Annotated in this window: 36 protein-coding genes; 24 read left to right on the forward strand and 12 right to left on the reverse strand. The window is 52.2% G+C overall.

The genetic code is table 11. The features are described from left to right. Positions 1 to 24: 24 nt before the first annotated feature. The 3 genes from PV764_RS12330 to PV764_RS12340 are packed head-to-tail and all read right to left on the reverse strand — an operon-like array spanning position 25 to position 2,551. Positions 25 to 1,287 (reverse strand): Y-family DNA polymerase, encoded by a 1,263-nt coding sequence (locus PV764_RS12330; RefSeq protein WP_421116711.1) that lies wholly within the window; start codon positions 1,285 to 1,287, stop codon positions 25 to 27. Between the two features lie 2 nt (positions 1,288 to 1,289). After that, positions 1,290 to 2,174, reverse strand: coding sequence for a hypothetical protein (locus PV764_RS12335; protein WP_414486228.1), 885 nt, complete (start codon positions 2,172 to 2,174; stop codon positions 1,290 to 1,292). Continuing rightward, on the reverse strand, positions 2,174 to 2,551 hold the full coding sequence (locus PV764_RS12340; protein WP_062171583.1) for a LexA family protein: 378 nt from the start codon (positions 2,549 to 2,551) through the stop codon (positions 2,174 to 2,176). Before PV764_RS12340 ends, PV764_RS12335 begins: the two co-directional genes overlap by 1 nt. 215 nt (positions 2,552 to 2,766) lie before the next feature. Between PV764_RS12340 and PV764_RS12345 the strand changes: the two genes are divergently transcribed. From PV764_RS12345 to PV764_RS12375, 7 genes are all read left to right on the forward strand, one after another. Next, positions 2,767 to 2,991, forward strand: coding sequence for a hypothetical protein (locus PV764_RS12345; protein WP_164084982.1), 225 nt, complete (start codon positions 2,767 to 2,769; stop codon positions 2,989 to 2,991). Between the two features lie 32 nt (positions 2,992 to 3,023). Then, a complete protein-coding gene (locus tag PV764_RS12350; RefSeq protein ID WP_164084983.1) occupies positions 3,024 to 3,602 on the forward strand; it encodes a hypothetical protein in 579 nt (192 codons plus the stop codon). Between the two features lie 3 nt (positions 3,603 to 3,605). After that, a complete protein-coding gene (locus tag PV764_RS12355) occupies positions 3,606 to 4,550 on the forward strand; it encodes an SOS response-associated peptidase family protein (protein ID WP_421116712.1) in 945 nt (314 codons plus the stop codon). Next, positions 4,547 to 5,026 (forward strand): hypothetical protein, encoded by a 480-nt coding sequence (locus tag PV764_RS12360; RefSeq protein WP_421116713.1) that lies wholly within the window; start codon positions 4,547 to 4,549, stop codon positions 5,024 to 5,026. The genes PV764_RS12355 and PV764_RS12360 overlap by 4 nt, the downstream gene beginning before the upstream one ends. 204 nt (positions 5,027 to 5,230) lie before the next feature. After that, entirely contained in the window at positions 5,231 to 5,755 is a 525-nt protein-coding gene (locus PV764_RS12365) for a DUF6988 family protein (RefSeq protein WP_421116939.1), read from the forward strand. Positions 5,756 to 5,827: 72 nt separating this feature from the next. After that, positions 5,828 to 7,492 (forward strand): ATP-dependent nuclease, encoded by a 1,665-nt coding sequence (locus PV764_RS12370; RefSeq protein ID WP_421116714.1) that lies wholly within the window; start codon positions 5,828 to 5,830, stop codon positions 7,490 to 7,492. A 92-nt stretch (positions 7,493 to 7,584) separates the two neighbouring features. Continuing rightward, positions 7,585 to 8,412: a hypothetical protein gene (locus tag PV764_RS12375; RefSeq protein WP_421116715.1), complete on the forward strand. Its 828-nt coding sequence runs from the start codon at positions 7,585 to 7,587 to the stop codon at positions 8,410 to 8,412. A gap of 3 nt (positions 8,413 to 8,415) precedes the next feature. On the opposite strand, the gene PV764_RS12380 is transcribed toward PV764_RS12375, so the two are convergent. Genes PV764_RS12380 through PV764_RS12390 form a run of 3 tightly spaced genes read right to left on the reverse strand, consistent with a single transcriptional unit; the run spans position 8,416 to position 10,219 of the window. Next, on the reverse strand, positions 8,416 to 8,967 hold the full coding sequence (locus tag PV764_RS12380) for an ankyrin repeat domain-containing protein (RefSeq protein WP_421116716.1): 552 nt from the start codon (positions 8,965 to 8,967) through the stop codon (positions 8,416 to 8,418). Beyond that, positions 8,964 to 10,004 carry an ArdC family protein gene (locus PV764_RS12385; RefSeq protein ID WP_421116717.1) on the reverse strand — a complete coding sequence of 347 codons (1,041 nt, stop codon included), beginning with the start codon at positions 10,002 to 10,004 and terminating at the stop codon, positions 8,964 to 8,966. Before PV764_RS12385 ends, PV764_RS12380 begins: the two co-directional genes overlap by 4 nt. Beyond that, positions 10,001 to 10,219 (reverse strand): hypothetical protein, encoded by a 219-nt coding sequence (locus tag PV764_RS12390; protein ID WP_284129459.1) that lies wholly within the window; start codon positions 10,217 to 10,219, stop codon positions 10,001 to 10,003. The genes PV764_RS12385 and PV764_RS12390 overlap by 4 nt, the downstream gene beginning before the upstream one ends. 221 nt (positions 10,220 to 10,440) lie before the next feature. On the opposite strand from PV764_RS12390, the gene PV764_RS12395 reads away from it, so the two are divergent. Next, entirely contained in the window at positions 10,441 to 10,626 is a 186-nt protein-coding gene (locus PV764_RS12395; protein ID WP_180846042.1) for a hypothetical protein, read from the forward strand. 55 nt (positions 10,627 to 10,681) lie between these two features. Here PV764_RS12395 and PV764_RS12400 read toward each other — a convergent pair whose 3' ends face one another. Both PV764_RS12400 and PV764_RS12405 read right to left on the reverse strand, forming a co-directional pair. Then, entirely contained in the window at positions 10,682 to 10,921 is a 240-nt protein-coding gene (locus tag PV764_RS12400; protein WP_180846041.1) for a hypothetical protein, read from the reverse strand. A 33-nt stretch (positions 10,922 to 10,954) separates the two neighbouring features. Further along, entirely contained in the window at positions 10,955 to 11,419 is a 465-nt protein-coding gene (locus tag PV764_RS12405) for a hypothetical protein (RefSeq protein WP_197649802.1), read from the reverse strand. A gap of 491 nt (positions 11,420 to 11,910) precedes the next feature. On the opposite strand from PV764_RS12405, the gene PV764_RS12410 reads away from it, so the two are divergent. Then, positions 11,911 to 12,831 (forward strand): hypothetical protein, encoded by a 921-nt coding sequence (locus PV764_RS12410; RefSeq protein WP_414486262.1) that lies wholly within the window; start codon positions 11,911 to 11,913, stop codon positions 12,829 to 12,831. A 476-nt stretch (positions 12,832 to 13,307) separates the two neighbouring features. On the opposite strand, the gene PV764_RS12415 is transcribed toward PV764_RS12410, so the two are convergent. Beyond that, complete coding sequence (locus PV764_RS12415) at positions 13,308 to 13,454, reverse strand: hypothetical protein (protein ID WP_161771324.1); 147 nt, start codon at positions 13,452 to 13,454, stop codon at positions 13,308 to 13,310. Between the two features lie 150 nt (positions 13,455 to 13,604). Between PV764_RS12415 and PV764_RS12420 the strand changes: the two genes are divergently transcribed. The 5 genes from PV764_RS12420 (at position 13,605) to PV764_RS12440 (ending at position 17,466) form a co-directional block, all read left to right on the forward strand. Continuing rightward, on the forward strand, positions 13,605 to 13,775 hold the full coding sequence (locus PV764_RS12420; protein ID WP_197649804.1) for a hypothetical protein: 171 nt from the start codon (positions 13,605 to 13,607) through the stop codon (positions 13,773 to 13,775). Continuing rightward, the gene (locus PV764_RS12425) at positions 13,772 to 14,362 is read left to right on the forward strand and encodes a ParA family protein (RefSeq protein ID WP_197649805.1); all 591 of its coding nucleotides are present in this window, start codon (positions 13,772 to 13,774) and stop codon (positions 14,360 to 14,362) included. Before PV764_RS12420 ends, PV764_RS12425 begins: the two co-directional genes overlap by 4 nt. A 384-nt stretch (positions 14,363 to 14,746) precedes the next feature. Further along, positions 14,747 to 15,259 (forward strand): hypothetical protein, encoded by a 513-nt coding sequence (locus PV764_RS12430; protein ID WP_421116718.1) that lies wholly within the window; start codon positions 14,747 to 14,749, stop codon positions 15,257 to 15,259. A 116-nt stretch (positions 15,260 to 15,375) separates the two neighbouring features. Next, on the forward strand, positions 15,376 to 16,377 hold the full coding sequence (locus PV764_RS12435; protein ID WP_421116719.1) for a hypothetical protein: 1,002 nt from the start codon (positions 15,376 to 15,378) through the stop codon (positions 16,375 to 16,377). A gap of 192 nt (positions 16,378 to 16,569) precedes the next feature. Further along, positions 16,570 to 17,466: an ankyrin repeat domain-containing protein gene (locus PV764_RS12440; RefSeq protein WP_197649810.1), complete on the forward strand. Its 897-nt coding sequence runs from the start codon at positions 16,570 to 16,572 to the stop codon at positions 17,464 to 17,466. Between the two features lie 51 nt (positions 17,467 to 17,517). Here PV764_RS12440 and PV764_RS12445 read toward each other — a convergent pair whose 3' ends face one another. Next, on the reverse strand, positions 17,518 to 18,753 hold the full coding sequence (locus tag PV764_RS12445; RefSeq protein WP_421116720.1) for a hypothetical protein: 1,236 nt from the start codon (positions 18,751 to 18,753) through the stop codon (positions 17,518 to 17,520). 344 nt (positions 18,754 to 19,097) lie between these two features. Between PV764_RS12445 and PV764_RS12450 the strand changes: the two genes are divergently transcribed. The 3 genes from PV764_RS12450 to PV764_RS12460 all read left to right on the forward strand — a co-directional run bounded on the left by PV764_RS12450 (position 19,098) and on the right by PV764_RS12460 (position 20,008). After that, positions 19,098 to 19,331: a hypothetical protein gene (locus PV764_RS12450; RefSeq protein WP_197649812.1), complete on the forward strand. Its 234-nt coding sequence runs from the start codon at positions 19,098 to 19,100 to the stop codon at positions 19,329 to 19,331. Positions 19,332 to 19,422: 91 nt separating this feature from the next. Beyond that, positions 19,423 to 19,641: a hypothetical protein gene (locus PV764_RS12455; protein ID WP_197649813.1), complete on the forward strand. Its 219-nt coding sequence runs from the start codon at positions 19,423 to 19,425 to the stop codon at positions 19,639 to 19,641. 13 nt (positions 19,642 to 19,654) lie between these two features. Next, a complete protein-coding gene (locus PV764_RS12460; protein ID WP_197649814.1) occupies positions 19,655 to 20,008 on the forward strand; it encodes a hypothetical protein in 354 nt (117 codons plus the stop codon). Between the two features lie 85 nt (positions 20,009 to 20,093). Here the strand turns inward: PV764_RS12460 and PV764_RS12465 are convergent, their stop codons facing one another. After that, on the reverse strand, positions 20,094 to 20,477 hold the full coding sequence (locus PV764_RS12465; RefSeq protein ID WP_421116721.1) for a hypothetical protein: 384 nt from the start codon (positions 20,475 to 20,477) through the stop codon (positions 20,094 to 20,096). A gap of 185 nt (positions 20,478 to 20,662) precedes the next feature. Between PV764_RS12465 and PV764_RS12470 the strand changes: the two genes are divergently transcribed. The 7 genes from PV764_RS12470 to PV764_RS12500 all read left to right on the forward strand — a co-directional run bounded on the left by PV764_RS12470 (position 20,663) and on the right by PV764_RS12500 (position 25,320). Then, entirely contained in the window at positions 20,663 to 21,400 is a 738-nt protein-coding gene (locus PV764_RS12470; protein ID WP_421116722.1) for a hypothetical protein, read from the forward strand. A 102-nt stretch (positions 21,401 to 21,502) separates the two neighbouring features. Next, entirely contained in the window at positions 21,503 to 22,333 is an 831-nt protein-coding gene (locus tag PV764_RS12475) for a hypothetical protein (protein WP_197649817.1), read from the forward strand. Positions 22,334 to 22,459: 126 nt separating this feature from the next. Further along, entirely contained in the window at positions 22,460 to 22,639 is a 180-nt protein-coding gene (locus tag PV764_RS12480) for a hypothetical protein (protein ID WP_421116723.1), read from the forward strand. 12 nt (positions 22,640 to 22,651) lie between these two features. After that, positions 22,652 to 23,476: an abortive infection family protein gene (locus PV764_RS12485; protein ID WP_180845979.1), complete on the forward strand. Its 825-nt coding sequence runs from the start codon at positions 22,652 to 22,654 to the stop codon at positions 23,474 to 23,476. A gap of 4 nt (positions 23,477 to 23,480) precedes the next feature. Then, positions 23,481 to 23,996 (forward strand): hypothetical protein, encoded by a 516-nt coding sequence (locus PV764_RS12490; protein WP_421116724.1) that lies wholly within the window; start codon positions 23,481 to 23,483, stop codon positions 23,994 to 23,996. A 175-nt stretch (positions 23,997 to 24,171) separates the two neighbouring features. After that, positions 24,172 to 24,495, forward strand: coding sequence for a hypothetical protein (locus PV764_RS12495; protein WP_065868166.1), 324 nt, complete (start codon positions 24,172 to 24,174; stop codon positions 24,493 to 24,495). A 66-nt stretch (positions 24,496 to 24,561) separates the two neighbouring features. After that, on the forward strand, positions 24,562 to 25,320 hold the full coding sequence (locus tag PV764_RS12500) for a DUF4942 domain-containing protein (protein ID WP_082746559.1): 759 nt from the start codon (positions 24,562 to 24,564) through the stop codon (positions 25,318 to 25,320). On the opposite strand, the gene PV764_RS12505 is transcribed toward PV764_RS12500, so the two are convergent. Further along, on the reverse strand, positions 25,310 to 26,386 hold the full coding sequence (locus tag PV764_RS12505; RefSeq protein WP_421116725.1) for an HNH endonuclease signature motif containing protein: 1,077 nt from the start codon (positions 26,384 to 26,386) through the stop codon (positions 25,310 to 25,312). The genes PV764_RS12500 and PV764_RS12505 overlap by 11 nt on opposite strands. Positions 26,387 to 26,579: the final 193 nt, after the last annotated feature.

Consider the following 26,579-nt stretch of genomic DNA (forward strand, 5'->3'; position numbering starts at 1 on the left):
GAAAGATCTACCTGCGGGCAACGCCTACCTTACCCGGATGAGCTGCTTCCAATCTGTGGTGTAAGCCGGCGAGAGCATGTCCCTCTTGACTGACCAGGCGGGCTTTTCCAGGCTCTTGCCTTTCGGTCGCCATGCCGTCGAAGCGAAGCCCATGGAGCCCCGGCCGAACTTCTGGTTGGTCCGGTCCATCACTTCCATAATGGCCTTGCTGCGCTGGTCGATCCCTGCAAACAGATCCCCTTGCTGGATGTCCATATGGCTCAGATCAAGCAAGCTGACACCTGCTTTCTTGTAGCCGTAGCCTGGACGGAACATGGCCTTGGCCAGCCCCTGGGCGACCATCAAAATTTCCCTGGTGTCAGCAGACGGCATCAGCAGACGAAACGACTTTGATGGATTGTATTGCGGCAAATTTTGCTTGAAAGGGTTCGTCTGGATGAAGACCCAGACGCCCGCTGCTTGCAGCTGCCTTGAACGAAGCTTCTCGCAAGCCCGTTGGGCAAAGGTGGCAATGGCTTGCATCAGCTCGGTTTGTGACGTGATGTCTTTGCCAAACGTGCGAGACACCATAATTTCCTTGCGTTGTGGCTCGTGCTCTTCGAGCTCTGCACATGGGATACCCTGCAATTCACGCTGCGTGCGTGCCAGCACAACACCATATCGAGAACGCAGAGTGTCTACGTCAGTGGCAGCGAGATCACCAGCCGTCAGGATGCCATCGGCACCCAGCCTTGCAGTGAGCTTCCTTCCCACACCCCAAACATCCTCAACTGGGTATGTGAGCAGGGCAGGGTCGTCAGGCATCGTCGTAACGACACCCGAAATGGAGGACTTGGCCCTCTTGTTGCTGAGCTTCGCCAGCGTCTTCGTCGGTCCAATGCCTACACATGAGGGAATGCCGGTCCACTTGAAAATTCGGGCTCGCGCTTCTGCTGCGAGACGCTCGTGATCCTTTGAGGGGATGCCTGCCAGGTCAATGAAGTTTTCATCGATGCTGTATTGCTCGATTGCAGGAAAGAGGCCTCTTAAGATCGACGCAATCCTGGCGCTGATGTCACCGTAGAGCGCGAAATTTGCAGAGCGAAAAGTGATCTGCCGGCGCACGTCTGGTGGGATCTGGTGGATTGGGGCACCCATCGGCACACCGAGTTTTTTGCTCAGTGCATCTCTTGCAATGACACAGCCATCCCCGCTGCTTGCCACACACACAGGCTTACCGCGAAGCCTCGGATCGAAGCTTGCTTCAACAGAGCAGTAGAAGTTGTTCCCGTCTTGGAGAGCGATCATGCTCACAGCCTGATCTCGCTCACATCGTGCCATCGAGTGATCTCAGCCGACAGCTCATCCCACTTCGCGTGAAGAACTGCGGGGTCGCCGCTGAAAAGTGGTTGCTCGATGTGCTCAAACTGATCGAACTGGGGCCTTGGAAGGACCGAGCCAATGCCATCATAGCAAAGGGCGCTACCTAGGATCTCTGCCGTTTGCGCAAGGTCCCTGAATGCATTTTTTGCATCCGTAAGCTGCCAGCTTTCCAACTGCCTTCCTGCCCGACTTGCTTCCGTAGCCGCATGAGCCACGTCGATGTGCGTGTGCGTAACCACACCTTCAAGCCTTGCCATACGCTGTTCCAGCGCAACAAAGAAGTCTTCTCGAATCACATCATCAGCCGTTCTGTTTTGCTCGGTCGTTCCGCTCAGCGTGTCGAACTCGAGATGCCTACGGATCGATAGTTCTTCATCGAACCTCCGGCCGGAGACGATTGTGCCAGCGGGATGAGCGCGAACGAACTCTTCGAACCGTGCACGAGTGGCTACGTAGTCATAGTTGAGGCCGGCAATCTCTTCTACAAAAACCCGTCTAGTGATGAGCTGACGAGCCGCCTTCGCATCAGCGATGAGGCCTCCAATCGAGCAGACGCCCCGTGCACCCCCAATAGGATGTTTGTCAGCCAGTTTACGGACGCCCAGGAACGCGCTGTGCCAAAAACCGTTGGCAAGCATGCTGACCATGACTCCGTTTAGCTGCTTGCCTTGAGGGCCATCTGGAGCTTGGTCGATGGCTTCCACTAGGCAGGTGAACACGGCAAGGTCCCAAGCCATTCCGGATAGCTGCTTGCAGATGCTGTTCTCGTCGGTTTGGAAGATGCTCTTCCACTGCTCAATACGCTCGCGCATCATCGCCTCAGCTGCTTTTTAAAAGACCAAGTCACCACACCCCAGACATCCAGTTCAATGTCTGGGGGCACCAGGATAGGAGGGTGGTCCGGGTGTCCCGAGTGGAGCGCCAGACGATTCCGGCTCATGGCAAGCCGCTTGACCATGAACCCCCCTTCCCACAGCACCAGGACAATGTCCCCGTGCTTGGGTTCCAGGCTGCGGTCAACGACCAGCGTGTCGCCCTGGTCGATCCCGAGCCCAGTCATGCTGTCCCCCTCAGCGGTGGCAAAGAACGTGGCCACTGGATTGCTAATGCAGTGCTGATTGAGACATAGCGTGTCCTCAGCCCCGAAGAAGTCCTCCGCAGGGCTTGGGAAGCCACAGCTCACGCGCATGCTGAGCACGGGTAGGGCATGGGTAGGTGCGAAGGGGCTGAAAGCGCCCAGGAGGCTTGGAGGGGCGATGGGGTGCATAGTGGGAGAGTCCGAGAAAGCTGAATCACGGGCTGAGACTGACAGGCCTCAGCATGCTGCTACGGCGCTAGCTTAGAACTGTGTTAGTGAAATTACTAACAAATTCCATAAGTCATTGATGAAGAAGGACCGGCCCGATGCCTGCCAACCTGAATACGCTGGAAGCTCAACTCAACGCGCTAGAAACCGACCTTCCCTTGCTGATCCAGGCCCACCCCAGCTCGGGCGACTTCTGGGCAGCCTTCGCAGGCCTGGCAGACGTCATTGAAGACAACGCGGGAGCTCACCAGGTGTTGGTCGCTCAACGCATCAGTGCCATGCTCACCAGGCACGGCATAGCCTGCGAAGATGAGCCGGGCTAGGCGGTCTAGGGAAGAGGGGCGCACGTATGGACATGGAAGAATCGAAGACTGTGGTGGTCTATCGCCTGATCACTTCCAGGCTCGTAGAAACACGGCAGGCTTACGCGATTAGCAAAGCACTCAATCTTGCAATGGGTGAAGACAGCCCCAGGCGACTGACCGACCGGCTCAGCGGTTTGGAGGACGTTACGCTGCCCATCCTTTGGTCATGCCAGCTCGCTACGTTCGTGGGATTGGTGGCGGTGCTGGAAGACAGCAAGGGAAGTGCTTCGATCCACGAGCTCGCTCGCTTGATCCGAGCGGATGGCACAGAAGTGCCGGCAGAGCTAGAAGCAGAAGCTGCGGTGATCTACGAGAAATATCGCGTCTTTCGCAACAAGCTCTTCTCTCATAATTCGACCCAGCGCGAGCAGCATCGAGAGCTCTTTGACGAAGCCAAGATTAGTTGGGAGCAGCTTGATGCCGACTTCGACTCGGTGACGCGGATCCTTTTTCAAATTGCGGACAAGAACCAGGCGCTTTCGCTCGATCTCGCGCCACTCATGGCGTTCAATGATGTCGAAGCGACTGAGGCTTGCATGAGAAAAATTCTGTCAGAACTCGGAGCATAGGCCATGTGCTACTCAGCAGAAGTTTGGACGGACTACCACCGCTATGTCGATCAGTTCAATGCTGACGTCGACATCAAAGAGTTCGCCAAGCTCTACCTCGCTCGCCAGAGTTCCCCGAAAATCAAAATCCCAAAGGGCATGGATCGCGGCTTCGACAAGCCGAAGACCGATCTGGAAAAGCAGATCCAACAGCTTGTGCAGGACTACCAAAGCAGCTTGATCAGCGATAGCGAACAAGAGATGTTCAAGCAGGCAAAGCGCCTTGCGGATGCCGAAAGAAAGCTTGCGGTCAAAGAGACGAAGACGGCACTCAACGAGCAGCGCATTGCAACGAACAAGATCAAGCAAATGAAGCGATGGATCGCCGACGCTAAGCGCGTTGAGCTCGATCCGGTCAAGGACAATCGCATGTGGCCGGACTGGTATGTGCCCGTGCTGATTTCTGAGAAGGGAAAGCTTGTCGTGCGGCCAATGCGCTATCACTGCCGTCCTGCTGGAAAACCCGCTAGCGTTGACCGCACAAAGGATGGCAAGGTCTCGGGCACATACAACGCTCGCCGGGACAACTTGACCCGCTTTTGGCGCAAACAATTTGGATACACGCACGGCCTCATCGTTGCCAGCCAATTCTATGAGATGGTCGAACGGGACGGTGTCACGCGTGAAGTTCAGTTCAACCCCAGCACGCATGAGCCGATGTTCATCGCGTGCCTGTGGTCACATTGGACAGATCCCAAAGGTGAAGCGCCTGATCTTTACAGCTGCGCTGCTGTGACTGACGATCCGGAGCCTGAGGTTGCAGAAGCCGGTCATGACCGCACCGTCATCAATCTCAAGCCAGAGCACATCAGGGCTTGGCTCAATCCCGACCCAAACAATTTACAGAGCATGCAGGACATCATGGACGATAAGCAACATCCCTTTTACGAACATAGGCTTGCTGCGTGAACAAAATAATCTCCAAGTTCCGCAGGATGTTCTCAAAGCCTCCTGCTCAACCACTCACAGAACAACAGCTCCGTGACGAGCTCGAACAGCGTCTCGAAGCGCATTCCAGGACGCAAGCCAACGATGGTAGGAACCCTTGGGAAAAGGCCATTAACGCGTCTTTTTTGGACATCTATGTATCTGTTGGAGCGGCAGACATCGGATACATCAAAGAAATTAGTCATGATCAATCTAAATCAAGACTCTGGGTTGGGCATTTCCGGACTAATAAGGATCGGTCTGGCAAGGGGTTCGGAACGGCCATGCTCCACGGGGTTGGTCGCGTAGCTAAAGAGTATCTGAAATGCACAGAGATCGTCATTCGCAGCAAAGGCAAACATAGAGACGAGGTGGACAAATTCATGTTAGGCAAGGGCGCAATTCCTCTGCATCCAGTTAGCAATAGCGGCAAGGAATGGCTCTGGAAAATTCCTTAGGTTCACGAACCGGTGGGCCAACCCCATCCGAATTCCTAACGATGAAAAGACCAAGCTGCTTTTTTCGAGCCAACATAGGATCGTCATTCCGTGACAAGAAGCCATCAGAGGTCCATTGAGGTCAACCAGGCCTTGATCCGTGCGGCAGAGATCAGGGCGGGGTTGCAACTGGCCGGAGACGCGACGCTTGCGCACCGCATCGCAGTGGCACTCTTAGCCGCCGCATACGATGATGCAAGAGCAGCGACTCTCTTGATCGGGAACTATGGCCCAGACCTCGTGGGCAGTGCACTAAGTCTGGTGCGGCCCATGAACGAGAAGTTCCGGCGCGGTTGTTGGTTCTTCCTGGGAGCGACAGAGGAGCAGGCTGATGCTTTCATGCAGAAAGACGAACTGCCCAGCACGAAGACGATGGTAGAGGCGATAGAAGCCGAAGGGCCCTTCAATCAGTTCCCAATTTTCAGTGAGCAATTCCAGGCTGGGATCAACCATCTCCACAGCTTCACCCATGGTGGCAACCAGATAGCCATCCCCTACCTTGCAACAAACGAAGTAGGGGCTTCCTACTTGGATAACGATATCTTCTATGCGTTGGAAAGCATCGAAGCGATTGGGATGACAGCTGTTCTCATCACGATCCTGGTCGCTGGGGAGAGCAATCCCGAGGGAGCGCAACGGGCGCTAGACGCTTTCGGATCGGAGTTCGCGTTTGGCGAACCCTCGGCGTAGTGTATTAGCAAGAAAAAGTTTTTAGAACAGATCGTCTCAAGGCTTTCTTTTAAATCAGGGGTGGTGGATAGGATGAAGCTTGAATCAATCAAGGTGGAAAAGTTCAAACGGATCGATGCAATCGAGCTGCCAATTGCAGATCTCAACATCTTGGTGGGATCCAACGGCAGCGGCAAGTCTTCCATCTTGCAGGCACTTCATCTTGCCTCATGCCTGATGCGGCAGGTAGATCGAATTCGCGCCGAATCAACGGCAATGGTCAGCATCAATGACCTGGACTATCTGCCGAGTGATCAGTATTGGAAGCTAGGCCACGGTGCAGATTGGGGGAACAAAGGTAACAGCCCGTCCTCAAAAGTTGAGTTCCGCTTTCTCGACGACGCAGCTGTAGTTGTGCCCCCTAACATCGTGACGGCCAAGCTCGTCATGCGCTCTGCTAGGAACGCGGGCATCTCTGTTCAGGGTGAATTGCCTGAATCAGTTCGCCCCCTGTTCCGTGGTCAGGATGTCTTCTTTAGCGGGTTCATTCCTGGGATTTCGGGCATCCCGAATGTTGAGCACAAGAATTCTAAGCGCGTTGTGCTCAAAGCCTGCTCGTTCGGCGATTCGAACGTCTATCTGCGAAATGCGCTAAACCTGCTGCCGGCTGCTGACATCGTCAAGATCGAAGAGTGGTTGGAGCCGCTTTTGGGAGCGATCAAGCTCAAGATCGTGTTCGATGAGTCTAAGGACTTCGACATCCATGCGCACGCAGAGCTAAACGGTCGTTGGACGCCGTTGGAGCTGCTTGGGACGGGCTTCCTGCAACTGATTCAGATCTTCTGCTACATCCTGCTCTTTAAGCCCAAAATTCTGCTTATTGACGAACCTGATATCCATCTTCATCCAACGATTCAAGAGAAGCTGGCAAGCAGCTTGTTGGAGATAGCAAGAGCGCAGGAGATCAAGATCGTCATGTCAACGCACTCTCCCTTCATCGTAAGAGGAGCACCGGTTGACGCTAATGTGGTCTGGCTTGCAGACGGTGAGATCAAATCCGACGACCGGTCTGTGGTCGAACTGGCGCTGGGTTGGGGGGCGTTCGGTAAGCAGGTGATCATCGTCAGCGAAGACGCGAAGAACGAGCTATTAAAGAAGCTCATTCGACAGTGGCCCGAGATCGAGCGGTCTGTGACTGTTCTCCCAGGCCGGGGCTACAAGCATCTGCTGACCAAGGCTGAGGCGGTAGAGCTCAGGGAGTCACTAGGTGGCAAGTTCAAAGTCTTGGTTCACCGAGACCGCGATTCGTTGACTGACGACGAGGCGGCGCAATTGGTGGATAGTTATGCAGCAGAGGGCATTGCCCTGTGGCTTACAGACCAATCCGACATCGAGTCTGAGTTCTGCAACCCAAGCTTCCTGTCATCGCTTACTGGCGAAACGCTCGCTACATGTGAGGGATGGGTGGATCACATCATCGCGAACAGCACCGTGCCCATCTCAGACCAGTTCGCAAAACAGCGTGTCGCAGCGAATCAAGAGCTTCATGGAGCAGGCGGTAGCCCTACGAATGCAGATGTTTGGGCGGCGCTGCAACATCGACCATTGAAGGGGGCGAAGGGGAAGTTTGTGATGGGTCAGTTGAAGAACAGGGTCCCTGGGAACGTCTACTCAGAGGCGAGTGTAGAGGGACACAGCGGCTTCCCCGAGCTTGCCCCAAGCCTCAAGAACGCCATTGAGCAGCTCATTGCCCAATAGTCACAGGGTGTCCGAGATATCAGGGCTAGGGCAACGGCCTTGAAATTTATCAGTCTTTCTTTTCACTTTTTCCTGCCCGAGGTAGATCAAGCATGCCGGTTCTGAACGTCATCGGTCCGAAGTCGGGTAGGTGCAATATCTGTGGCGCCGTAGGGCCTTTGACCGAAGATCACATCCCGCCTAAAGCGCTGGCGCAAAACATCGCCCTGCGACTCAACCATCTCGTTTCTGAGTTGGGTGCAGAGAAGGCGCCTCCCGGCACCAAGATGCCAGACGGCATCAAGTTCAGAAGCCTTTGTCAGCGCTGCAATGGCGTCGTGTTGTCACGCTACGACAAGGCCCTAGTGGCGATGGCAGACCAGGTGACTGCGATGTTGCGAACACCGATCCTGCTTGATGGATCGCAGACCGTTCGAGTCAAGCCGCAACTCGTAGCCAGGGCAGTGTTAGGTCACCTCTGTGCGCTAGGCATCGATCGCTACAACGAGGGAGACCCGCAGAAATTTGGCGAGTATGTGCTCAACGACCAATCGACCTTCTTGCGAAATTGTAGAGTCTGCTATTGGGTCTATCCATTCGCTGGACGAACGGTCGCGCGTGATCTGTTTATAACTTACATCGGGACTAAGACTGCCTCGCAAGTGATGATCATGAAGTGCTATCCCATAGCATTCGCAATCATCGTCAATAAGGCATTGCCGTTAGATGGCTGGCAGCCGCCGTCGTTTGACTTCTATGCTTCTCTCGGCCCGGACGATGAGGTTGAACTACCGATCTACCTTGATCAGATCCCCGATCAGATTTGGCCTGAGATGCCGCATCGGGACGGCAACATGGTTGCGCTGCTGGGAGAAGCTGCATACGTCGCCAAGCTGAGCTCACCGAGGGGTCAAGTCCTAAAGAACCGACTTAAGCGTTGAACATCATCGGCGCATCGCGCTGGGGCTCGGATCGGCTCCATATCGATGTTTCACCATCAGGTGCCGTGCATCGCGATCACCGCGCTCCATGGCGGCTTGTATCGGTGTGTTGCCATAGTTATCGACAATGTCTTGCTTCGCACCAAAGCGGAGTAGGGCATCGATCACGCCAAGGTCGTCAGCGAGATGCAAGGCTGTCTGTCCAAGCGTGTTGGTGGCATTGACGTCGACATGTGAGCGGATAAGGCCCCGGGCTTCGTTCCAGCGCCCGTTCTCGACAGCGTCCAGGAGGGCGGTGCCGGGGAGCGTGTCATCCGCCTCAGAGGCGTAGACAAGCTGTTCTTTGTCACCCCGAATGCGAGCGAGAAGCAAGGCATGATCAATGAGGTGATCGAACCGCGATCCGGCGCGGCTTGCATCGTAAATGGCCTGGGATTCTGGGCTTAGGTTGCCAAAATCGAAGAGCTTGGGGCGGGGGTCTTGCCCGGGCTGTGTGTAGCACTGCCGGCTCTCTTCCAGGTCTGAATTATGGATCTGTGGCAGTCGTTCAGTCATAGCGCTACCGCCAGTTCTTTGGCTTTGCGCCGCGCCTTCATGTCTTTGATCTGATCGTCGAGCAGTTCGGGTGCCAACGGATCGACAGTCTTCGCCCTCGCGTTACGCACCGGCCGTTCTTGACGGGGCTCTTGACCCGCTAGCTCCTGCGCCTGGACATTGTTCTGCTCAAGTTCTTGATAGCGCTCGACCTTCAAGAAATTGCAGATCTTCTCTGCATCCGCACACGCGCGGAGGATCTCTTTGGGATCATCTTTGAGGACCTTGATCCAGGATTTGATGTAGGCCGTGTGCTGACCAGGGTCATGTCCAATACCCAAGCGTTCGCCGGTCATGTAGGAGAAGATCTCGGCTCGCAGCTCTTCGATAGCATAGCTCTCACTACCAAACTTGCCCGATAAATCACGCCCCAACCGATTTTTATTGCCGGTGCTGTGGCCTAGCTCGTGAAGGGCTGTTGTATAGAAGCCGTCCTGGCTTTTAAACGCAGTTTTCGAAGGCATGAAGATCTGATCGATGTCAGGACGGTAGTAAGCCCTATCACCGCCATTGAAGTTGAACGGAACTCCCGAGTCAGTCATCAGCTGCTCGCACTTCTCATGTCGCCATTGCTCAGAAACTTGTAGCTGAGGCTTTGGATCTGGCAGTCCCTCGCATTGATCGCGGTTGAAAACTGTGAAGTAGAAGACTTGCATGCGCGTCTTTGCTGTTGGATCCTCTTCGAGTTGCTCGGCAGTCGGCTCCGACGTCTTCCAGAATTGGATCGAAGTGCCTTTCTGCCCCTTGCGGACCTTGCCACCAGCTTCCCCGATCTGCTTGAACGTCAGCCACTCCGCAGACTGATAGCCCCGTTCTTGCTGCGTCAGGAGCAAGTTCATGAAATTGCTGCCCCGGTAGCTACGATTGGTGACGCCGTTGTGGGGCCCTGCCGGGACTTCGCCGGGCTTCCAAGGCTTTGTCCATGGCGCTGTGTGGTTCTCCAGGCTGCGGATCACGAGATCAGCAAATTGGCGCGCGTAGTCGTCTGTCTTGCTCATGCGCCAATCCAAATGCTGCGGTGTTGCATGAGAGCCAGATCGACAAGATCGATGATCTCGAAGTCGTTGAAATGGCCTTCGGCCTCAGTCTGATCAGTTGCTACGCTGAACAGCAGGCCGTCCCCGTGCCGTTCTGCGACGAATCGCTTGAAGGGCAGGTAGATATCCTCTGGCGTTAGCGCCGTTTCTTCGAAATACAGATCTTCATCAGTCATAAGTGCCTCCTCTTGACCAAGCTAAGGCAACTGACTCGTTTGGCAAGGGCTTCTAGCGCAATTAATTTGGTCCAATTCGCAAATAGCCAGCGACAAAGATTGGTCGCTCAACACATTGCAAGCGCTAGCGCTCCTCCACCTTGTTCCGGCTTTCAGTGCAATGCGTTCTTGCCGCTTCCCTTGCTCTTATCGCGAGCAATTGGCTCAATTGGAGCAAGATGATGAGCACGAAATTCTTCAAAGAAGCAAACGAGCACTTCACCAACATGTTTGGCATCAGCATCGACGAAGCGGGCTTCTCAGAAGCCGAGTTCAAACAGCGCTATGGCGATCTTTCAGCTCTTGAAGCCGCTCACCAAATTGGTCGCGACTACGACCTGGATCGAGTCGATCACGGCTGGAGCTGAGCAATAAAAAAGCCCCGAATTTCCGGGGCTTTCTTCGTCTGCAGCGCGGCAGGTTCTACCAGAACTTCTGCAGGACAGTCTTGCCTTCAAGATCAGTCTGGACGACCTTGTATGTCACCTTCAAGCCTTTGACGGCAGTGTCAACAGTGTATTCAACCTTGCCGACCACTTCGCCTTCGGCGCTCAGGATTGAATAATTGTCGACGTCTACGTTTCCCATAAAACCTGTCTCGCGCGAGCTGTCTAGGCGAAGCGTCTCGCCGTCCTTCAATTGCAAGTGTTCTGAAAAAGACATCGGCGTTCTTCTTGAGTGAGTGCGTCGTTGGGGTCAGTCAATCGGCGGATCAAACGAAGCAAGCTTCGGTGGGATCTTGACGCCAGCTTCTTCCATACACACGAAATTGCAACCTTCCTTCTCGCTGATTGGGGCGAGACTCCGCGCGTCGTAAGCTTTGAAAAATCGCTTGGAAGGTGCCTTGTCTTCGATGACCACCAAGATCGGCCGAGACTCTCCCAGGCACACGGCAGTGATTCTTCCTACACCCAAGGGCGGGGTGATGACCTTCTGCCCGGACGTGACCTTCATCGTCACCTCTCCATCGTAGTTCCATCCGCCAACGCGGCCATCAGTTCGGTTTTGATTGACCCCTGTGTATTCGATGATGCTTGGGCCGCACAGGCCCTTGGCCGTGTTGTTGAACCTGTCGAAAGCCAAGTTCCCAAGATCCTGGGCATGGGACGAGTGCGCGATGCTCAGCAGCAAAATTCCTGCGAATACGATGTGTGATTTCATCCTTGATCCCCTTGTTGCTCAAAGCGAGCAAGCAGATCACAACGTAGATCACCCCCGACTTCAACCCCCCTGCGCCAATGCCCCCCAGGGGGCTGGCTGTGGAACGGGCTATCGCCCATCATCAGGCCGAGCCAAGCGGCCCCTCAAGTCCCATTGGGGCGAAGCCGCAGCGCAGCTGCCAGGTGAAGCGATAGCCCCAGCTTACCCGCCGCCCCCTCCCAGGGGGCAAAGGCGGAAGGGGTGACAAGAAATTACTGCTTTGCTTTTGGCTTTTGATTTTTCCCTGAGCGATAGCGAAAAAAGCGCGCAGCGCCCTTTAACCTTTAAACCTTAAAGCCTTAAGCGAGCGCAAGCCTTATGTGCCAAGGCTTTCGGAGGCATTGGGTCCGCGTAACTGCGCATTTGGTCCGCACAAGTGCGCATTTGGTCCGAGTAAGTGCGCATTTGGTCCGCACAAGTGCGCATCAGGTCCGCGTAAGTGCGCAGTGTCAATGAAGCGCTGTCTCCACTCTTTAAGCCTTTCGTTATTGACAAAAATCATATTCGCCTTATTTGTGGTTGGAGCAGATAAGGGGATGAAAATGAAAGATAAAAAACAGCTTGCGCTTGCACCGGTTCCAATGGGACTTGTCAGGTCTGCACTTTTCGGGACGGCACGGTTTAATGGTGAGCGGATTGAGTCCGGCAGCATAGCCGCACATCACGTTTTGGGAACTAAGATTGCTTACAAAGGGCCGCGACTGAATCAGCTGCACGCGATTGTGTGGCAATCAATTCTGCTGCTAACGCGAGAGCAGGGCTCATGCGTCGTGAGAGTCAGTGGAGATCGTCTCATCGATATGCTTGGCATGTCTTCAAGAAGTGGCACGAACAGAGATCTTATTCTCCAGCGGCTTGAAGATCTTGTCGGAGCGACCGTCAGGTATCAGACGGACACACACCGATATTTTGGAACGATGCTGGTTGGAGCACTGCGTCACGAGAAGACAGGCCATTTCGAGATCGAAATCAACCCGAAGGTCATGGATCTGCTTGGCAATGAAGTCATCTGCAATGACTTGGAAAGAAAGGTCGCACTCGGAAAAAATCAATTGGCGCTTTGGCTGCACGACTACTTGTCATCTCACAGAGTGATCTATCCTGTCTCGGTTGATGAGTTGCGGGTGCTAAGTGGTTCTGAAAAAGAGCTCAAGAAGTTTCGTTACGAGCTTAAGAAGTCTATGGCCATTGTCAGCACAGGTAACGATCCTTTGGTCAAGTCCTGGGCCATTAACGGCGACGACAAGCTGACAGCTGAGAAGGGCGCGACAAAGGTAGTGCTAATTCCCAAATCCGCTGATATGAAGATCGCGCAGGGTAGAAAGCGCAATCTTATTGATCAGGCCCGGAACCAACGGGTCAACCCACTATGAAGCGCATGACTAGGAACAAGAAAGCGAAATTGGTTTCAAGGCTAAAGAATGGAAAGGAGAAACATTCAGACCTGGCCCGCATGTTTGGAATAAGCAGGCAGCGTGTGCATCAGATCGCGGCGAAGTCTAATGCTTGCATGCGGAGAGAAATAATTAAGGAGACTCGTATTACGGTGGCGAGGTTTATTGCGGATCATCCGTCTATGCCCTACGCAGAGGTTCGTCGGCGGTTCTCTGTCTCTCAATCGCTTGTTGCTTCTGCACTGAATTTGAGGCCCCTTCTGGAGAGAGATCTTTGAATTCCATATCTCCAATTTGGCAAGAATAAGGCCACTCTAAGTGGCCTTTACTTTATCTGGATCCAATTCTCGCAAGAGACGACTCAATCGTTCGAATGCTTCCAATAGCCTTAGCTGAGAAGTAGTCAAGTCCGATCATCAAGCAAGCGATAAGAACTAGCCATGTAATCAGCCGTCTCATGCGCCCGTTCCCAGGGCACTACTGATCAAGCGGCCAATTCCGGACAGCGCTGCGTAGCATCCAAGCAAGGCAAAGGCCGCAAGCGTTGCCATCGAGCCTAGTGAAATGAAAAGGCTTTCGTGGTTGAAAAGATATTTGAACATGATGATCTCCTTTTGATGATGAGGCTTTGAGTGCCTTTCATTTATTGAAAGGCTGATCGCAATTTTGTCAAGTATTTGGAGTCAAAACTGTTGACAAAAGTTGGAGCTGCCTTTTATTCAAGTTAGGGATAACCCCAACTGGAGATCATCATGAAAATTAAATATGACATCGATACAACAACCAAGTTTTATCAGATTCATTTAAACCAAAAAGAAGAGCGAGCATCGCGTTTAAAGAACCGAGCTAAAGATCGAGATAGACGAATGATGTGTCATTGGAACCGTCAGCGCGCATCACAAGTCCAAGCGGTGCTCTCATGAAGATCTACATGCTCGATGGAAAGGGAGGAGTAGGGCGCACGACTCTCACTCTCAATCTCGCTCACTGTTTACAGTGCACTTACCCATGTTCCAGCGTCTATGTCGCCGACCTAGATGCCCAGGGCTCATCGTTGGCCTGGGCAAGGCTGGCCGGGGAGACGCCCTTCACCGTGGGTGTCGTGAAGTCACGGGCACAGCACGACTTCCATATCTTCGACACCGCCCCAAAGCTTCCTGAGAATGGTCTCCTGCCCGACGCTGACGTCTACATCATCCCTACCTTGCTCGATGCAGTGAGCTTTGTCGTGTTCTTGAAAACAATGGAGCTCGTGCGCAAGAAAAGCTTGCCTCACATCATTGTGGCCAACCGTTTCAATCCGGACCGATCAGAGCATCGCCAGCGCTTCGCACAGCTTCCTGCTGGGGCACTGATCGTGAGGGATCGCGCCATCTTTGCTTCCTCATATGGTTACGGGGAGACGGTCTTTGATCGTGTTGGGGTGAGAGCCAGCCACGCTCAGCAGGACATCAAAGCGATTGCGCGTGCAGTGAGAGGCTTTGACAGCCGAGCCTGGGCGGATCTATGAGGAAGGTTCCAGACCTCGACACTGCCCTGGATGTCATCCACAAGCCCCGACATCGCAGCAAGAAGCGGGTCAACGTCAAGCTCAGGTCTGCACCGGAGCCAGGGGATCACGAGTGCCGGCAGTCCTACTTTGACCTGGCTGTCCACAGTCGGAAAAGAGCAGAACCCCAGTTGCAGCTCCATCGCACGGCCCGGCTCCGCGACTACCGCACTCCTGAGGGCGTTCGCACAAATCGTTCAATGATTACCGTGCCGCCGCGCCTCAAAGCGACGATCCAGGAGCTCCTGGAAGACCCTAGCGAGCCTTGGACCACCGGGCTGATAGCCCTTGCGGAATACGGGGCGCAAGTGCTGAGGAGCGAGCGGAAGGTCTTGAAGGTCACTCGTGCTCGATCAGCGGGTGACGCATCTGAGTAGCTCAACGGAAGACCAGTTCATCGAAGCTGCCAGAACAGGTGACCTGGTCACGTTGCGTGAGCTGCTGGACCAGGTGGACCCAAAGGTCCAGGACTCGAAAGCTCTGGCGGTCGCAGCAATGAACGCTCGACTCCAAGCCGCCCTAGTTCTCTATCCACTCTCTGACCCGCTGGCCATCGAGCATTGGTGTCACCTGCGCCAAGGCACAGACCCTGATCTGATCCTGCGGATGATCGAGTGGGCGAGGGCAGGGAGCGTTGGGCTAGGTAGCCCCAGCGAATACAGCAAAGCCATGGCGATTGCTGCGGAGGAGCAGCATCAGGGCCTCATGGAGCTTCTCTATCTGCACTGCTGTCCTGGGGAAGCTGTGAGCTATTGCTGGGAGAGAGCTTGGTTTGCGGCATCTAAACGCCTGGAAGCCTATTTCCTGCATCGGGCGACACCAGTTCCAAATGCGCGAGTTGAGGTGCGGCGGTTGTGAGGACCGTCGTTTCCTTTACGGGATAGCCGCAATTGGTTGAAGTTTTTATATTCCTGGGTATTGACAAAAAGTCGTTCGGCCTTTTACTGAAAAAACACACTCACCAGGAGAAGGTTATGGGATTTGATGAAAAAGAATTAATTGAAGGTTACGAGCTAAACGATTTTATCGAAATCATCGATGAATTAAAGTTGAAAGGAGATGAATTTGGAAAGCTCTACAATTTAAGCGCCTCGTTAGATCACAGCAAGTTTGTCTATTTGCACGAAAATTATGAGATCACAGATGACGAACTGTCAGGCGCTATGGATGCGGCAGTCTATGGGATGCATTCCGATACATTTGCGTATCTGTTGAAAGAGCGGGATTGGGCGGATTCATACTTGGAGCGGTTGATGAAAGATTTTTCATCCGATGGTGATTACGAAAGAATTGAAATATTATGTAAAGCACACCCAATTCTTGAGGCCGAGATAGATGTTGAGGAAATCTTTAATAAAAATTGTAGCTTTACTCAGGAATTCTACGATGCGCGATCAAAAGTGTTTCTAGATGAATTGTTGGGCATGCATCTGAATTATAACAGTGAGGAGGTTCGCGCAGATGTGGATTCAATTATCGAAGCGTTTGAAAAAAAAGATTGGGCTCCAAATGTTGATTCGACGGGAATACGTCATGCGTTTGAATTCGACGAGGGCTACTTGGCAGGATGGTTGCTTTCCTACGCAAATGTAGAGGAAAAGGGTGATGTAATTTTCGAGTTTTCTGAATGCAATGCTGATGACGACCAGGAAGATGTTATGGCCTGGGTTGAGGAGGTGGCTGGCTCCGATGATAGATTAAAAGTGCTTTATGGATTTTTGACAAATCAATGGGATCTTGTCGAAGAGAATATGCGGCCCAACTTGGATTGCAGCTTTTTCAAGTTATACATGACAGCAGAGCAATTTGAAAAAGCTGAGGGACTTATGCAGGGTGTGTTGGCAAAGCAAGCGAGGGAAGAGCTCGATTCAACAACACTTCAAATGCCACCGGATTTCCGAGAATGCGTTAATCAAGCTAAGTCTGAGAGCCAGGGCACGGCGGCAACTCAGAGAGCCCAAGCACGAAGGCTCTGACGCACCTACCCAAGTTCAAGATAGAGCCCCTTCGCCGGGGCTTTTTTATGTCTGCCATCCGTCGCCTTGCGCTGCGCTCCCAGGTGCTGGCGGTCGGGTAAGCACCAACCCTCTGATTTAGAGGCACTGATTAGATCCTGAAAGCTTGACAAATGCTCGATCTGCCTTTTATTGGACAAAAGGGAGATTGCCATGACTCAAACAGAAAAACTAATCCAGGCCGCACGTCGGGGGGACATTAACGCTGTCAAGAAACTTATTCCAGCGCCATATCCGGGTGTTAAAAGACCGTCTGCTCTGCAATGGGCTGTGGAAAACGGTCACACGGAAGTAGTCAAAGTGCTACTTCCTTTTTATAAGCCGAAGGCAAATGCTTCGATAACGTTGCGATGTGCAGCATCGCTCGGTTTTACGGAAATCGTTGAGATGCTGATCCCCGTTTCTGATCCAATGTCCCACGACTCCAGTGCTCTGAGATTCGCTGCGGCAAATGGACACAAAGAAATCGTTGAGATGCTGATTCCAGTTTCAGATCCAAAAGCAGATAATTCAGATGCATTGGGGGGTGCGGCTTCTAATGGACACGCCGAAGTAGTCGAAATGCTGATTCCTTTTTCTAATGCAAAAGACATGTGCTCATATGCACTGCGTGCGGCCGCAATGATCGGACACAAAAGTATTGTCGGGATGCTAATTCCAGTTTCAGAACCTAAGGCGCTGAATTCAGCTGCATTGGGCTGGGCTTCTTGTAATGGACATGAGGAAGTAGTTGAAGTGCTCATTTCCGTATCTGATGTAATGGAGTCGAGCGCTCTAGCCTTCGCTGCTAAAAATGGGCATGGGGCGATTGTCGAATTGTTAATTCCTTTATCTGATACCCAACTCGCTGTTGACACATTAAGTGATAATAAGAACGCGCAAGAATTGATAAGAGAGGCGGTGGCAAAGATAGATGCATCGCATTCGAGGGAAGAACTTAATGCATCCACAATTAAAATGCCACCAAGCTTCCATGAGTGCACTGACCAGGCGATGACGGAGGGGCGGGGCAGCCAAGAAATCCAGCGCGCCATGGCGCGGCGGCTCTAACGGGTCTTCCCATAATTATGGAAGAAACAATGAGTGGGCCAAAAGATATGGCTAGTAGGAGTTCTGGGCGGATTTCACCATATCGTACAGATCGCCAATTTTCTTAACGTCCTTATACTTATCGGACGTTAGCAGCTCAGCGATCGCGGCTCTCGAGTATTGAATTATTGTGACATAGCTTTGATCAATCTCCTTATTCCCCCCATGAACAAGAGCGGACCTCATCCGATACACTTGTTTTAGTAAGGCGCCCATCTGAATTCTTGATTCTTTGTCTTTTGCAACGATGAAAACGAATGTTTCGGCCAGTCGATCCCCGATGCTCTTTTGGAAGAGGCTTCCTTCGTCGTAGGACAGTAAGATCTCTAGGGCAATGCAGGTGTGGATAACTGAGTTTTTTTCTGTTTGACTTTTAAGTGCTTCGCCAAGCGAGATTGAGCAGTTCAATATCCTTGACTCAAAGTCGGAAATGCGCTCTTTATTTTTTCTTTTTTTATATAGATCCCATAGGGCATTGAATTTATCATTCGCTGCGAAGAATTCATTGTCTACAGGCAACTTTTCAACAATCTTATTTTTAATTGAGGCGCATGGAAAATCTACTTTTCCCTTATGAACTTGATAGGAGGTTGTATCAACATACATCTGCTGATGCGACATGCTTCTGTATGAGAGCAGGTCAGTTTTGATGAATACTGAATTGTCTTTTTTGCCGGCGATGAGGAAAATTAAGTTGATAAATTCTTCAAATTCGTCATGCGCGACTGCTATGGATTTTTCATTGTCATAGCTGTCTTTAATGGCTGAGCTTATGTAATATTCATTATCATTTGATATGGGGAACTTCAGCGATTGTGAATGTCCAATTTCGAACGGACCGATGACAAGTGGTCCTTCTGAATCAATCCTTATTCCTGATATCGGGGCAATTACCTTTACGTCGTCTGGCTGAGCATCTGTAAAAACCTTGAGGAGCTCCACGGTGCCGGTGTCCGAGAAATACTCTCCCGCGACTTTTTTATCAAAGATTGCCTTTTCAATGATTTTTAAAGCCGTTGCTCGACTGAATCGTGAGCTGATTTTTTTGTGTCCGCTGTAGATTGAGTCCAGTGAAATATAAAATGAAATGACATCGTTGACGCAATACGCTTTATTGTTTTTTGTATCAATGGTAAATTTCTTTGAGTGGACTGCTTCATGCGGGCTGCACTCATGGATTAAGTCCATGGCGGAATCTAAGAGCATTTTAGTGTCCACGGTGTTTTCGTTTTTATTTTTTTGAGCCATTTGTAACGTCCTTTTGCTCGGTTTGGAGATCCAGTGTTAAGGGTTTTATGCACATTGGAGTCGAAATTTGCGTGTATCTTGCCACGTCATAAGTTGCATTGCCATTACGTCACTCAAGTGCATATCAAGACGACAGATTGCACAATGAGCTGGCGTTGCGAGCTATATGATTTATATGGGGTGGCAAGAGCCCTTGGTCTTCCTGCACCCACGTTCTCAGGAGCTGGCTGTGATTTGAGCGAGCCCCAGCCCGCCCAGTTAAGGGCGCTAATTCGACCTTAAAGGCTTGACAAAAGCTTGATCTGCCTTTTGCTTGAGTCATCCACTCAAATTAAGGAGATCACATGAAAATCAACGCAATTCAAAGACTCATCTGCAAGACTCGTGAGGCCGGAGTTATTTCGATCAAAGAGGGAGTCTTTCTTTCAACTGGAGCAAGCATCAAGGAGAAATTGCTTGTCTGGGATGAGGCAGCGTCTACAAATGTCGTAGACGAAGAGCTTTGGATCTACACAGAAAAAGGGCTGTTTATGCCATTGGGTCAAAAGCCAGAGCGAGAGCTCAACTGCTATGTATAAAAAGACCGCCGAAAGGCGGTTTTTTAATTGCTGCATCTATTGACAAAAGTTCGATCTGCCTTTCAATGAATACAAGGTAAGGAGATCACTTATGAACACTCAAATCAAACTCAAAGACATCACCACACCCGAACAGCTGAGAGAGCGCATCGGAAAAGACGGTTTAGGACTTCCCAAACTTTCGCTGGGGATCTATTGGAAGCGCTTCAAAGGACTGATGACGACCAACCGGACAAGTGAGGCGCAAATAGAGACTCGTGTTGAGTTCTGCTGCTTCGATGGCACCAAATCCGTCCGCCGATTCGTCTAATCCTGGAGATCTCATGAACGCTTATATTTCTGATGTCCAAGTTTGCCTTGCAGCTAAAGAGAGCTTTGGTCTTTGCTCTCCAGCTGAATTCCTTCACCAACTAACGGGCTATGCTCAATCTGATTTTGATCATGCTTTTGACAGAGCGGCACGCAAGGGGCTGGTCAATGTCTACGGACGCGACACGGTGCTGATTTCAGGAAAAGGCTCACTTTTCTTGCAGAGCCAAGCGATTGACGACCATAAATGGCGCGCTGTTGAAAGGGTCAAGCAAAGGCTGGTAGAGAGAGAGGAACGCCGGCGCTGGGATGTCCGGCAGCTCATCAAATCAAGGATGGACTTCGCTCGAGAGCTTCGAGCGGCTTGACCAGGATCATGGGCCGCTGGCCCACCGCGCCTTGGGTGCTTCGCACGCGATCATTGATCGCCCCGGGCGGGCCCGAGTCGCTTGCTCACGAACCAGGGCTCTTCCGCTCAATGGCATCCCATCGATCTGCTGCCGCACGGTAGATGAAGCCTAAGGCAGGAAACGTCAGCAGCATTGCTGCCGCAACCGCGAAGTAGGATCTAAGTGGCTGCACATCTCCGTCTTCGTCTGTCCAGCCCCAGTCGTCCGGCATCCAGAAGAGTGCGCTCTGTGTGCCTCCATACAACATGATCGCAAGTCCCACCCACGCCAGGCCAGAGTAGATCCACTTTAGCGGTGACATGCCCGATTGGACGTGGGCGCGGCGAACGAACGCTTGTGGCTGGAAGTAGGCACTGCAAACGTAGTGGATCAAGGCAATAAGCGAAGCGGTGCTGACAGCACCCGCGATCATTGTAATGACAGACATCTGCCCTCCTGGGCGGACTGAATTAGGTGCGTAGATCACTCATTGCATGTGCAGCAGTCTACCGCCGTGAGCGCTCATTGCGATGCCACCTATGGCGAGCGAATTCTTGAGAGAAAGCGCTAAAAACCATTGCTAAAGAATAGTTTTGCGTTTTAATGAGGTTGTTCAAATAATTAGGAGATCTCATGTTTTTATATCACTGCACTGACAATGAAAATCTTTGCAAAATTCCATTAGATGATTTTACGAAGGATAACGTCATTCGTGGACTGTGCTTTTCTGATAACGCTCTAGATCACTTTGGTGACGTAACGTATCGAATAGAGCTTAAAGATGAGTGGAGTATGCTCACTACCGATATGCTTCACAACCTGGATGTATCACCAACCAATTCTATTGACTACATGTCTGACAGGCATGGAAACCCGTTAATTATTAGGGGGGAAGATATTAGATCTGCTTTCGAGAAAGCCTGCCTTGAATTCGATTACGATAAAGAACAGTGGGAGAACCTGTGGACATGCGCGATTGAGTTTGACGACTGTAGTGGCAACGATGAGCTTATTGAATATGCCAATGGAGAAGATCCAGCCTGGGATTTGCAGAGCATACGCGGCCGAACCGCCTATCATCTTGGTCTGGCCGGAGCTGTGATTTCAGATGAGAACGGAACTTCATACATCATCTCAGATAGCAGCCTTCGGCTTGATCGAGTCGAATACGATGACGAGAACATGGAGGATCAGTGGCGTGTCGTGGAAAGGTGCTCACATACTAAAGGCGCTGATGAGTCTACGTTGACCCAAAAAGAGTTCCAGACAAACTCAGTGGAAATTCCCCCGAGCTTCAAGGAATGCGTTGCAAGCCAGCATAGTCTTGGTCCGGCATCTGTAACGCGAGTCACCAGTTCCCGTCGTCTTTGAGCTAGCACACGGTGCATCGGCCGAGTGTCAGATTTTTCTGACACCCCTAGTCTTCACGTAGCGCTTACAATGCGGTTGTCGTCAAGGGAACAGGGGAAGTTCGTGCGCTCTACCATTTCACCGGCCGTCCTGGCCGCACTATGCGTCTTTTTTGTAGGTTGTCAGCAGGACGCGGCTTCAACAACCTCCGGTCACGTGGCAAACAAGCCTCCGATTGTCATTACAGAGGAGCCTTGGGTAGGCAAAGCCTTCGATGGTGAGACGGTTCGTTTGAATCCTCCCATCCGGTTCTACCAGGAACTCATCCGGGCGCGCAACCAGGTGGCAAAAGGCGAGTTCGAAACCACCGCGGACTATGAGAAGCGGAAAGCGGAGCTATCTCTACCTGTTGGCATTGATGCCGGCAAAGTCTATCTCTTCGAATTCACGACGAAGGTCAAATATGATGCTGATCAAGGGGCGTATACAGCGGATCCAAGCTTTTGCACGGACTACGATTTCACCACCTTGAAGAACACATTGGCTTGCCGCCTGGCTAGTGTCGAGGGTGCGCCGCTAGTCAACAGGCGGGAGGTCTACGGACAGACCCAACTGTTTGAGAAGAAGACAGACACCGAGTATTCGGTGCTCATGTCCCCACAAGATGTTCGTAAGATCGCTAAGCGTTCCTCCCAATACGCAAGCTATGCGTTGCCCTCGAGGTGTCCAGTGGCCGTAGAGGAAGCTAAAAATTACGGCCCGATTGCCATGGCTTACGGTGTGACCTTTGAGCGACCTGACTTCGTCAAGGGAGACACCATGCATCTGCACACCTATCCGGAATATAAGAACGAATGGGACGTAGAAAAGATAGGCGTCTTTGGCAAGATGACATCACTGGTCTGCTACACCAACGACGAGCACAAGCGTGTGGTCTATCGGCAGGTGCTCTAGATGCCACAGTCTAAAATTCGCAGGCGAACGCGGTTCGTGCACGGGCTAGCTCTTCTGTTCTTGGGGCCTCTCGCGTCTTGGCTCGCCTTCGGGCTACTTGTGGAGTTCCAGGAGTCGCCAAGTTCGGTGAGCACGATTCCGTCAACTTGGGGCTACTACCTCGGGATCACGGCGATCCCGATGATCTTCGGGTTAATTCTTGTCGCATTTGTGCGCCCAGCATATGGATGGCTGATCTATGCGCTCGGCGCTGCATTTATGCTCTACGGACAGGCTGCATTATTGGCCATGCCAACCCCTTACTGACCGGACCAAGCCATGCTGAAAGAGTTCCCCAAGCCGTTGGCTGCCACCATTGGTGATGTCGTTGGCTCCTACTACTACAGTCACCGACGCTTGGAGACGATGCTTTATGAAGCAGGCGCTTCTGGCGATGTTCCTGAGGGAAATTGCGTTGATAAGGTTCAAAATTGGCTTGTGAGAGAAGGGAAGGAGGATGTCTCTAAGGCCTTCACGATCCTTGGCAAGCTCATTGAAACGCTGATGGATGGTGAGGTCTCGACCTGGGACCCCGACAAAGAGCTCACTGCTCGCAAGCGAATCAACGAAATTCTTGCTCGCTATCAACTGTCCTATGGATTTGGCGGCCGCATTCTGGGCGCTCACTCTGTCACAGCTCCAAGCAAGGCGTTCGGCGATGCTTTGAAGGACTTCTCGGTCGCAGAAGTGGAGGAAGAGTTTGAGCGAGCGGTGAGATTCATTGACAGTGATCCGGCTGCTGCCGTCACGGCAGCATGCGCCATTGTCGAAGCTCTCTGTAAGCACTACATCGCCACTGAGCGCCTGGATCTACCCACGAGTCAGACAGTGAAGCCCCTGTGGGTTGTCGTTGCTAAGCACTTGAAGCTGTCGCCTGAGCAGCTGGAAGACGATGACTTGAAGCGTGTGCTGTCGGGGCTAAGCTCCATCATTGATGGCCTCGGTGCTTATCGAACGCATGCGGGCAGTGCCCACGGCCAGCACAAACGCGCCTACAAGGTCGCTCCAAGGCACGCCCGTCTCGTTGTCCACTCAGCTCATTCTTTGTGCCTGTTTGTTGTGGAAACTTGGCAGGCCCGGAAAGCCCTGGCCAAGGGGAGATAGGGACATGATCGAACCAGACCGAAAAGCAGTATTAGCGGCGTTGCCGGAGCTCAGCTCAGTCATCCTAAGCCCCAGTTTTGCAGTGCTGACGACAGATCACGAGTGCTGGACATGCGTGGCAGCGACATCGGTCAGCGCTCTTTGGGTGCCAAGCTTCGTTGAGCGCTTTGATGACGACGAAGAGCTGTCCGTCGCAGACGCAGCCGTTCTCAGATTTGTGGAGTCGATCAACCTTCCAGCCGCGCAGCACATCTCAGCAGCTGCGCCCTGGATGCTTATGGCGACGACGAAGGGATCGGGCACGCGCTATCTGGTCAACCGCTGCCAAGCGTGCGGTGCTATCCATGGCGACTTTCATCTCTTCGATGTAGATGGACCGTTCGGGTTGGTCACATTGGAAAAGCAGGGGACAGAGCACATCAATGTTCGCTATGTCGATTGCCCGATTGAAGCAGTTGCCGGGATTGCCCAAGCAACTTGGATTGATCAAATCTCTGCGAGAAATTTGCAGCCACAGTAGTTTTTCAGCCTTCCAGCTGAGCTGATAGCCTCGCTTTTGCGGGGCTTTTTTATGCCGGGTGCCGATGCTGAACAAGCATTTATGGAAAGGGACGCCTTTCACGTGGACCAAAACCTCCAATGAAAATACAGTTCTCATCGAAGTCTGGCATGGCGTCAGATAAGTGGAGAGCTTAATGAGCTACATCAATTTGAGTGAACTTGATTCAACCGGCAGGAATAACATTCTGATGGACGTGGAGCTTGCACACGTGGTCCAGAATTATTCTTATGGAGACGATATTCAGTTGGAGTATTCGCAGGTTTTCATCATTGTCAGTATGAAAGCTCTTGAGCAGCTTCGATGCACATCGGATGAGAGTGCGGACCTTTCATTTTCCTTCTATACCCAAATTGGGACTGCACTTGTGAAAATCAATGTGACGGTAGTTGATAACGATGCTTTTGGGGAGTCGATGACCATGACTGTCGAGTTGGAGGAGGTCATGTATGTTGAGTAATTCGACCGCTGCTCTTCTGCAAGGGCGAACTAAAGCTTATTTTGACTCTGAAAAAAGGGGGGAAGCATGAATGAGTTGCTCCCAGGGCTTGATTTTTCCGGCTACATCCAAGGCAGGGCCGAGATCTGCAACAGGATTAGGAGAGGCTTTGATGAAATTGAAGATGCGATAAAAATGGCCAAGGATGGCAAGCTTTTTGATCGGAGATTGCACGAGGGCAAACGATATCTCAGTCGCACAGAGAGCGAGCTGATCGACACTATTGATCGGTCAGCATGGCGCTACTTGATGGAACAAAGTGGACTTTGGTCGTTTCTTAATGATGCAAGGCGCGATGAATGGACGCGAGGATTGGGTGGGTATGATCCAGTTCCTGAGTTCAGTTCAGATAATGTTGAGGCCACTTTTCGCGAATACTATGAATCGCGGGAGCAAATGCGAGACGACGGACTAAGGGATATTTTTTTGGAACTTAGTCGTGATTATAAGTGCAATGAGCATCACTATCTCGCGGAAAAGTGCATTGTTAAGTTGTCTGACTGGACTGGTGGCTTTGATCAATCAAGTGTCAATGTTATCGATGATTTGGCAAGGGTCATGTGCTCACTTGATGGAAAGCCGGAGTTCGATCATCGAATCACTACATTTAGGATGCTTACACAGAATTGCTGGGAGGACGCACCTTGGAATGATTACTTCTCATTGAAGGTATTCAAAAACAAGAACGGACATATCAAGTTTAAGCGACTGGATCTATTAGAAAGATTGAATAATGAGATTGGGAGGGTCTTTTCCAATGCACTGCCTCCCGAAATTAAGTTATGAGGTCTTGAAGTGCTACTAGCCGAGCCTCCAGGACGGCGCAAGCGCCGTCTTGGAGAGCATCCTTGATCCGATTTTGGTGATAGAGAGCGAGCCGCTGGCTGCGGTTGGTCTCAACTTTTGCGGCACTTTTCCGACGCTTCCGCAGTGCGTCAGGCTTGTTAGATAGCGCGCGTGTTGCATCAGGGCAGCGGGCGAGCTCACCGAACTTGCTGGCATGACCAGGCCTCAGGCGGGACCTGAGTGCAGCGACTGACCGAACATGGTCCGGCCAGAAGTCTTGCCACTCGCTACCGGGAGCTACCGCGTCATTGCTTGGGAGGGGCACAGGCACGACGAGTGCGTTGAGCTCGATGAGTGACCAGATCAAGGGTAGGAAGCGCCCTGGATCTACCTGGTAGACGCTCACGGCTTCTCCCACCAGCGCTAGGCGGGCACCCTGAAACTTGGTCAGCACACGAGCAGCACCCAAGCTCTGAGCGTCACCTGAGCGCGCCCCGAAGCCGATCAGGGCCAGGTCAGAAGAGTGGTGTGCGAAGACACGAAAGCGCGGCTCAGCCCACCGCTTAGCCAGGTGCCTCAGCACAGTGCACTTCATCGAATTGCGGGTGTGAGGCGTCCAGTGGTTGGCAGAGCGTGCTAACAGCTCCAAGCGGCTATGCATCAGGTCCGTTGGGGAAAAGCCCAGGACGCGGCCGTGCGATGGAAGGGGTGGGGCAGCAGCTGGGCTGCAGAACGGTTCGCCAAGGCTGAGCAGATCTGAAGTGCCGCGCCTTCGATTGCAGCGCTCACAGCACAGGAAGCAGTTGGAGAAGTCGTCTGGTCCGCCAAGCTCAACGGGAACGATCTGAGCAACGACGATTGATGATTGCTGGGAGAAGTCACATGCGCAGATGGGGCAAGAGGTCTGCATCGATCTCAACTGCTGGCGAAGCTTTGCTGGCAGATTGAATGACTGTCGAGCTGATAGTTCAGAGATGGCTTGGCTGAAAATCGCAATCGGATCATCAAGAGAACTTTGCTTCGCTTCGTTCACTTGCTCGATCCTACTTTTGTCTGTCGTCTCCATAAAATTTGTCGTCTCCCGTTCTTGCTTGATCTCATTTCAGTGAAGCAGAAATTGAGATCGGCGCAAGAGTCAGCATCGAAAAGAACGACCAGGAGCGAAAAGAAAAGGCAGAAGCGTCGGCTGGCGGAACGGCAAAGGCATCGTCATTTTCACAAGTCTAGATCATACACATGACGCACCTTGGGGTGTTCCG

The organism is Stenotrophomonas sp. AS1, assembly GCF_048957655.1.
GTDB classification, from domain to species: domain Bacteria; phylum Pseudomonadota; class Gammaproteobacteria; order Xanthomonadales; family Xanthomonadaceae; genus Stenotrophomonas; species Stenotrophomonas bentonitica_A.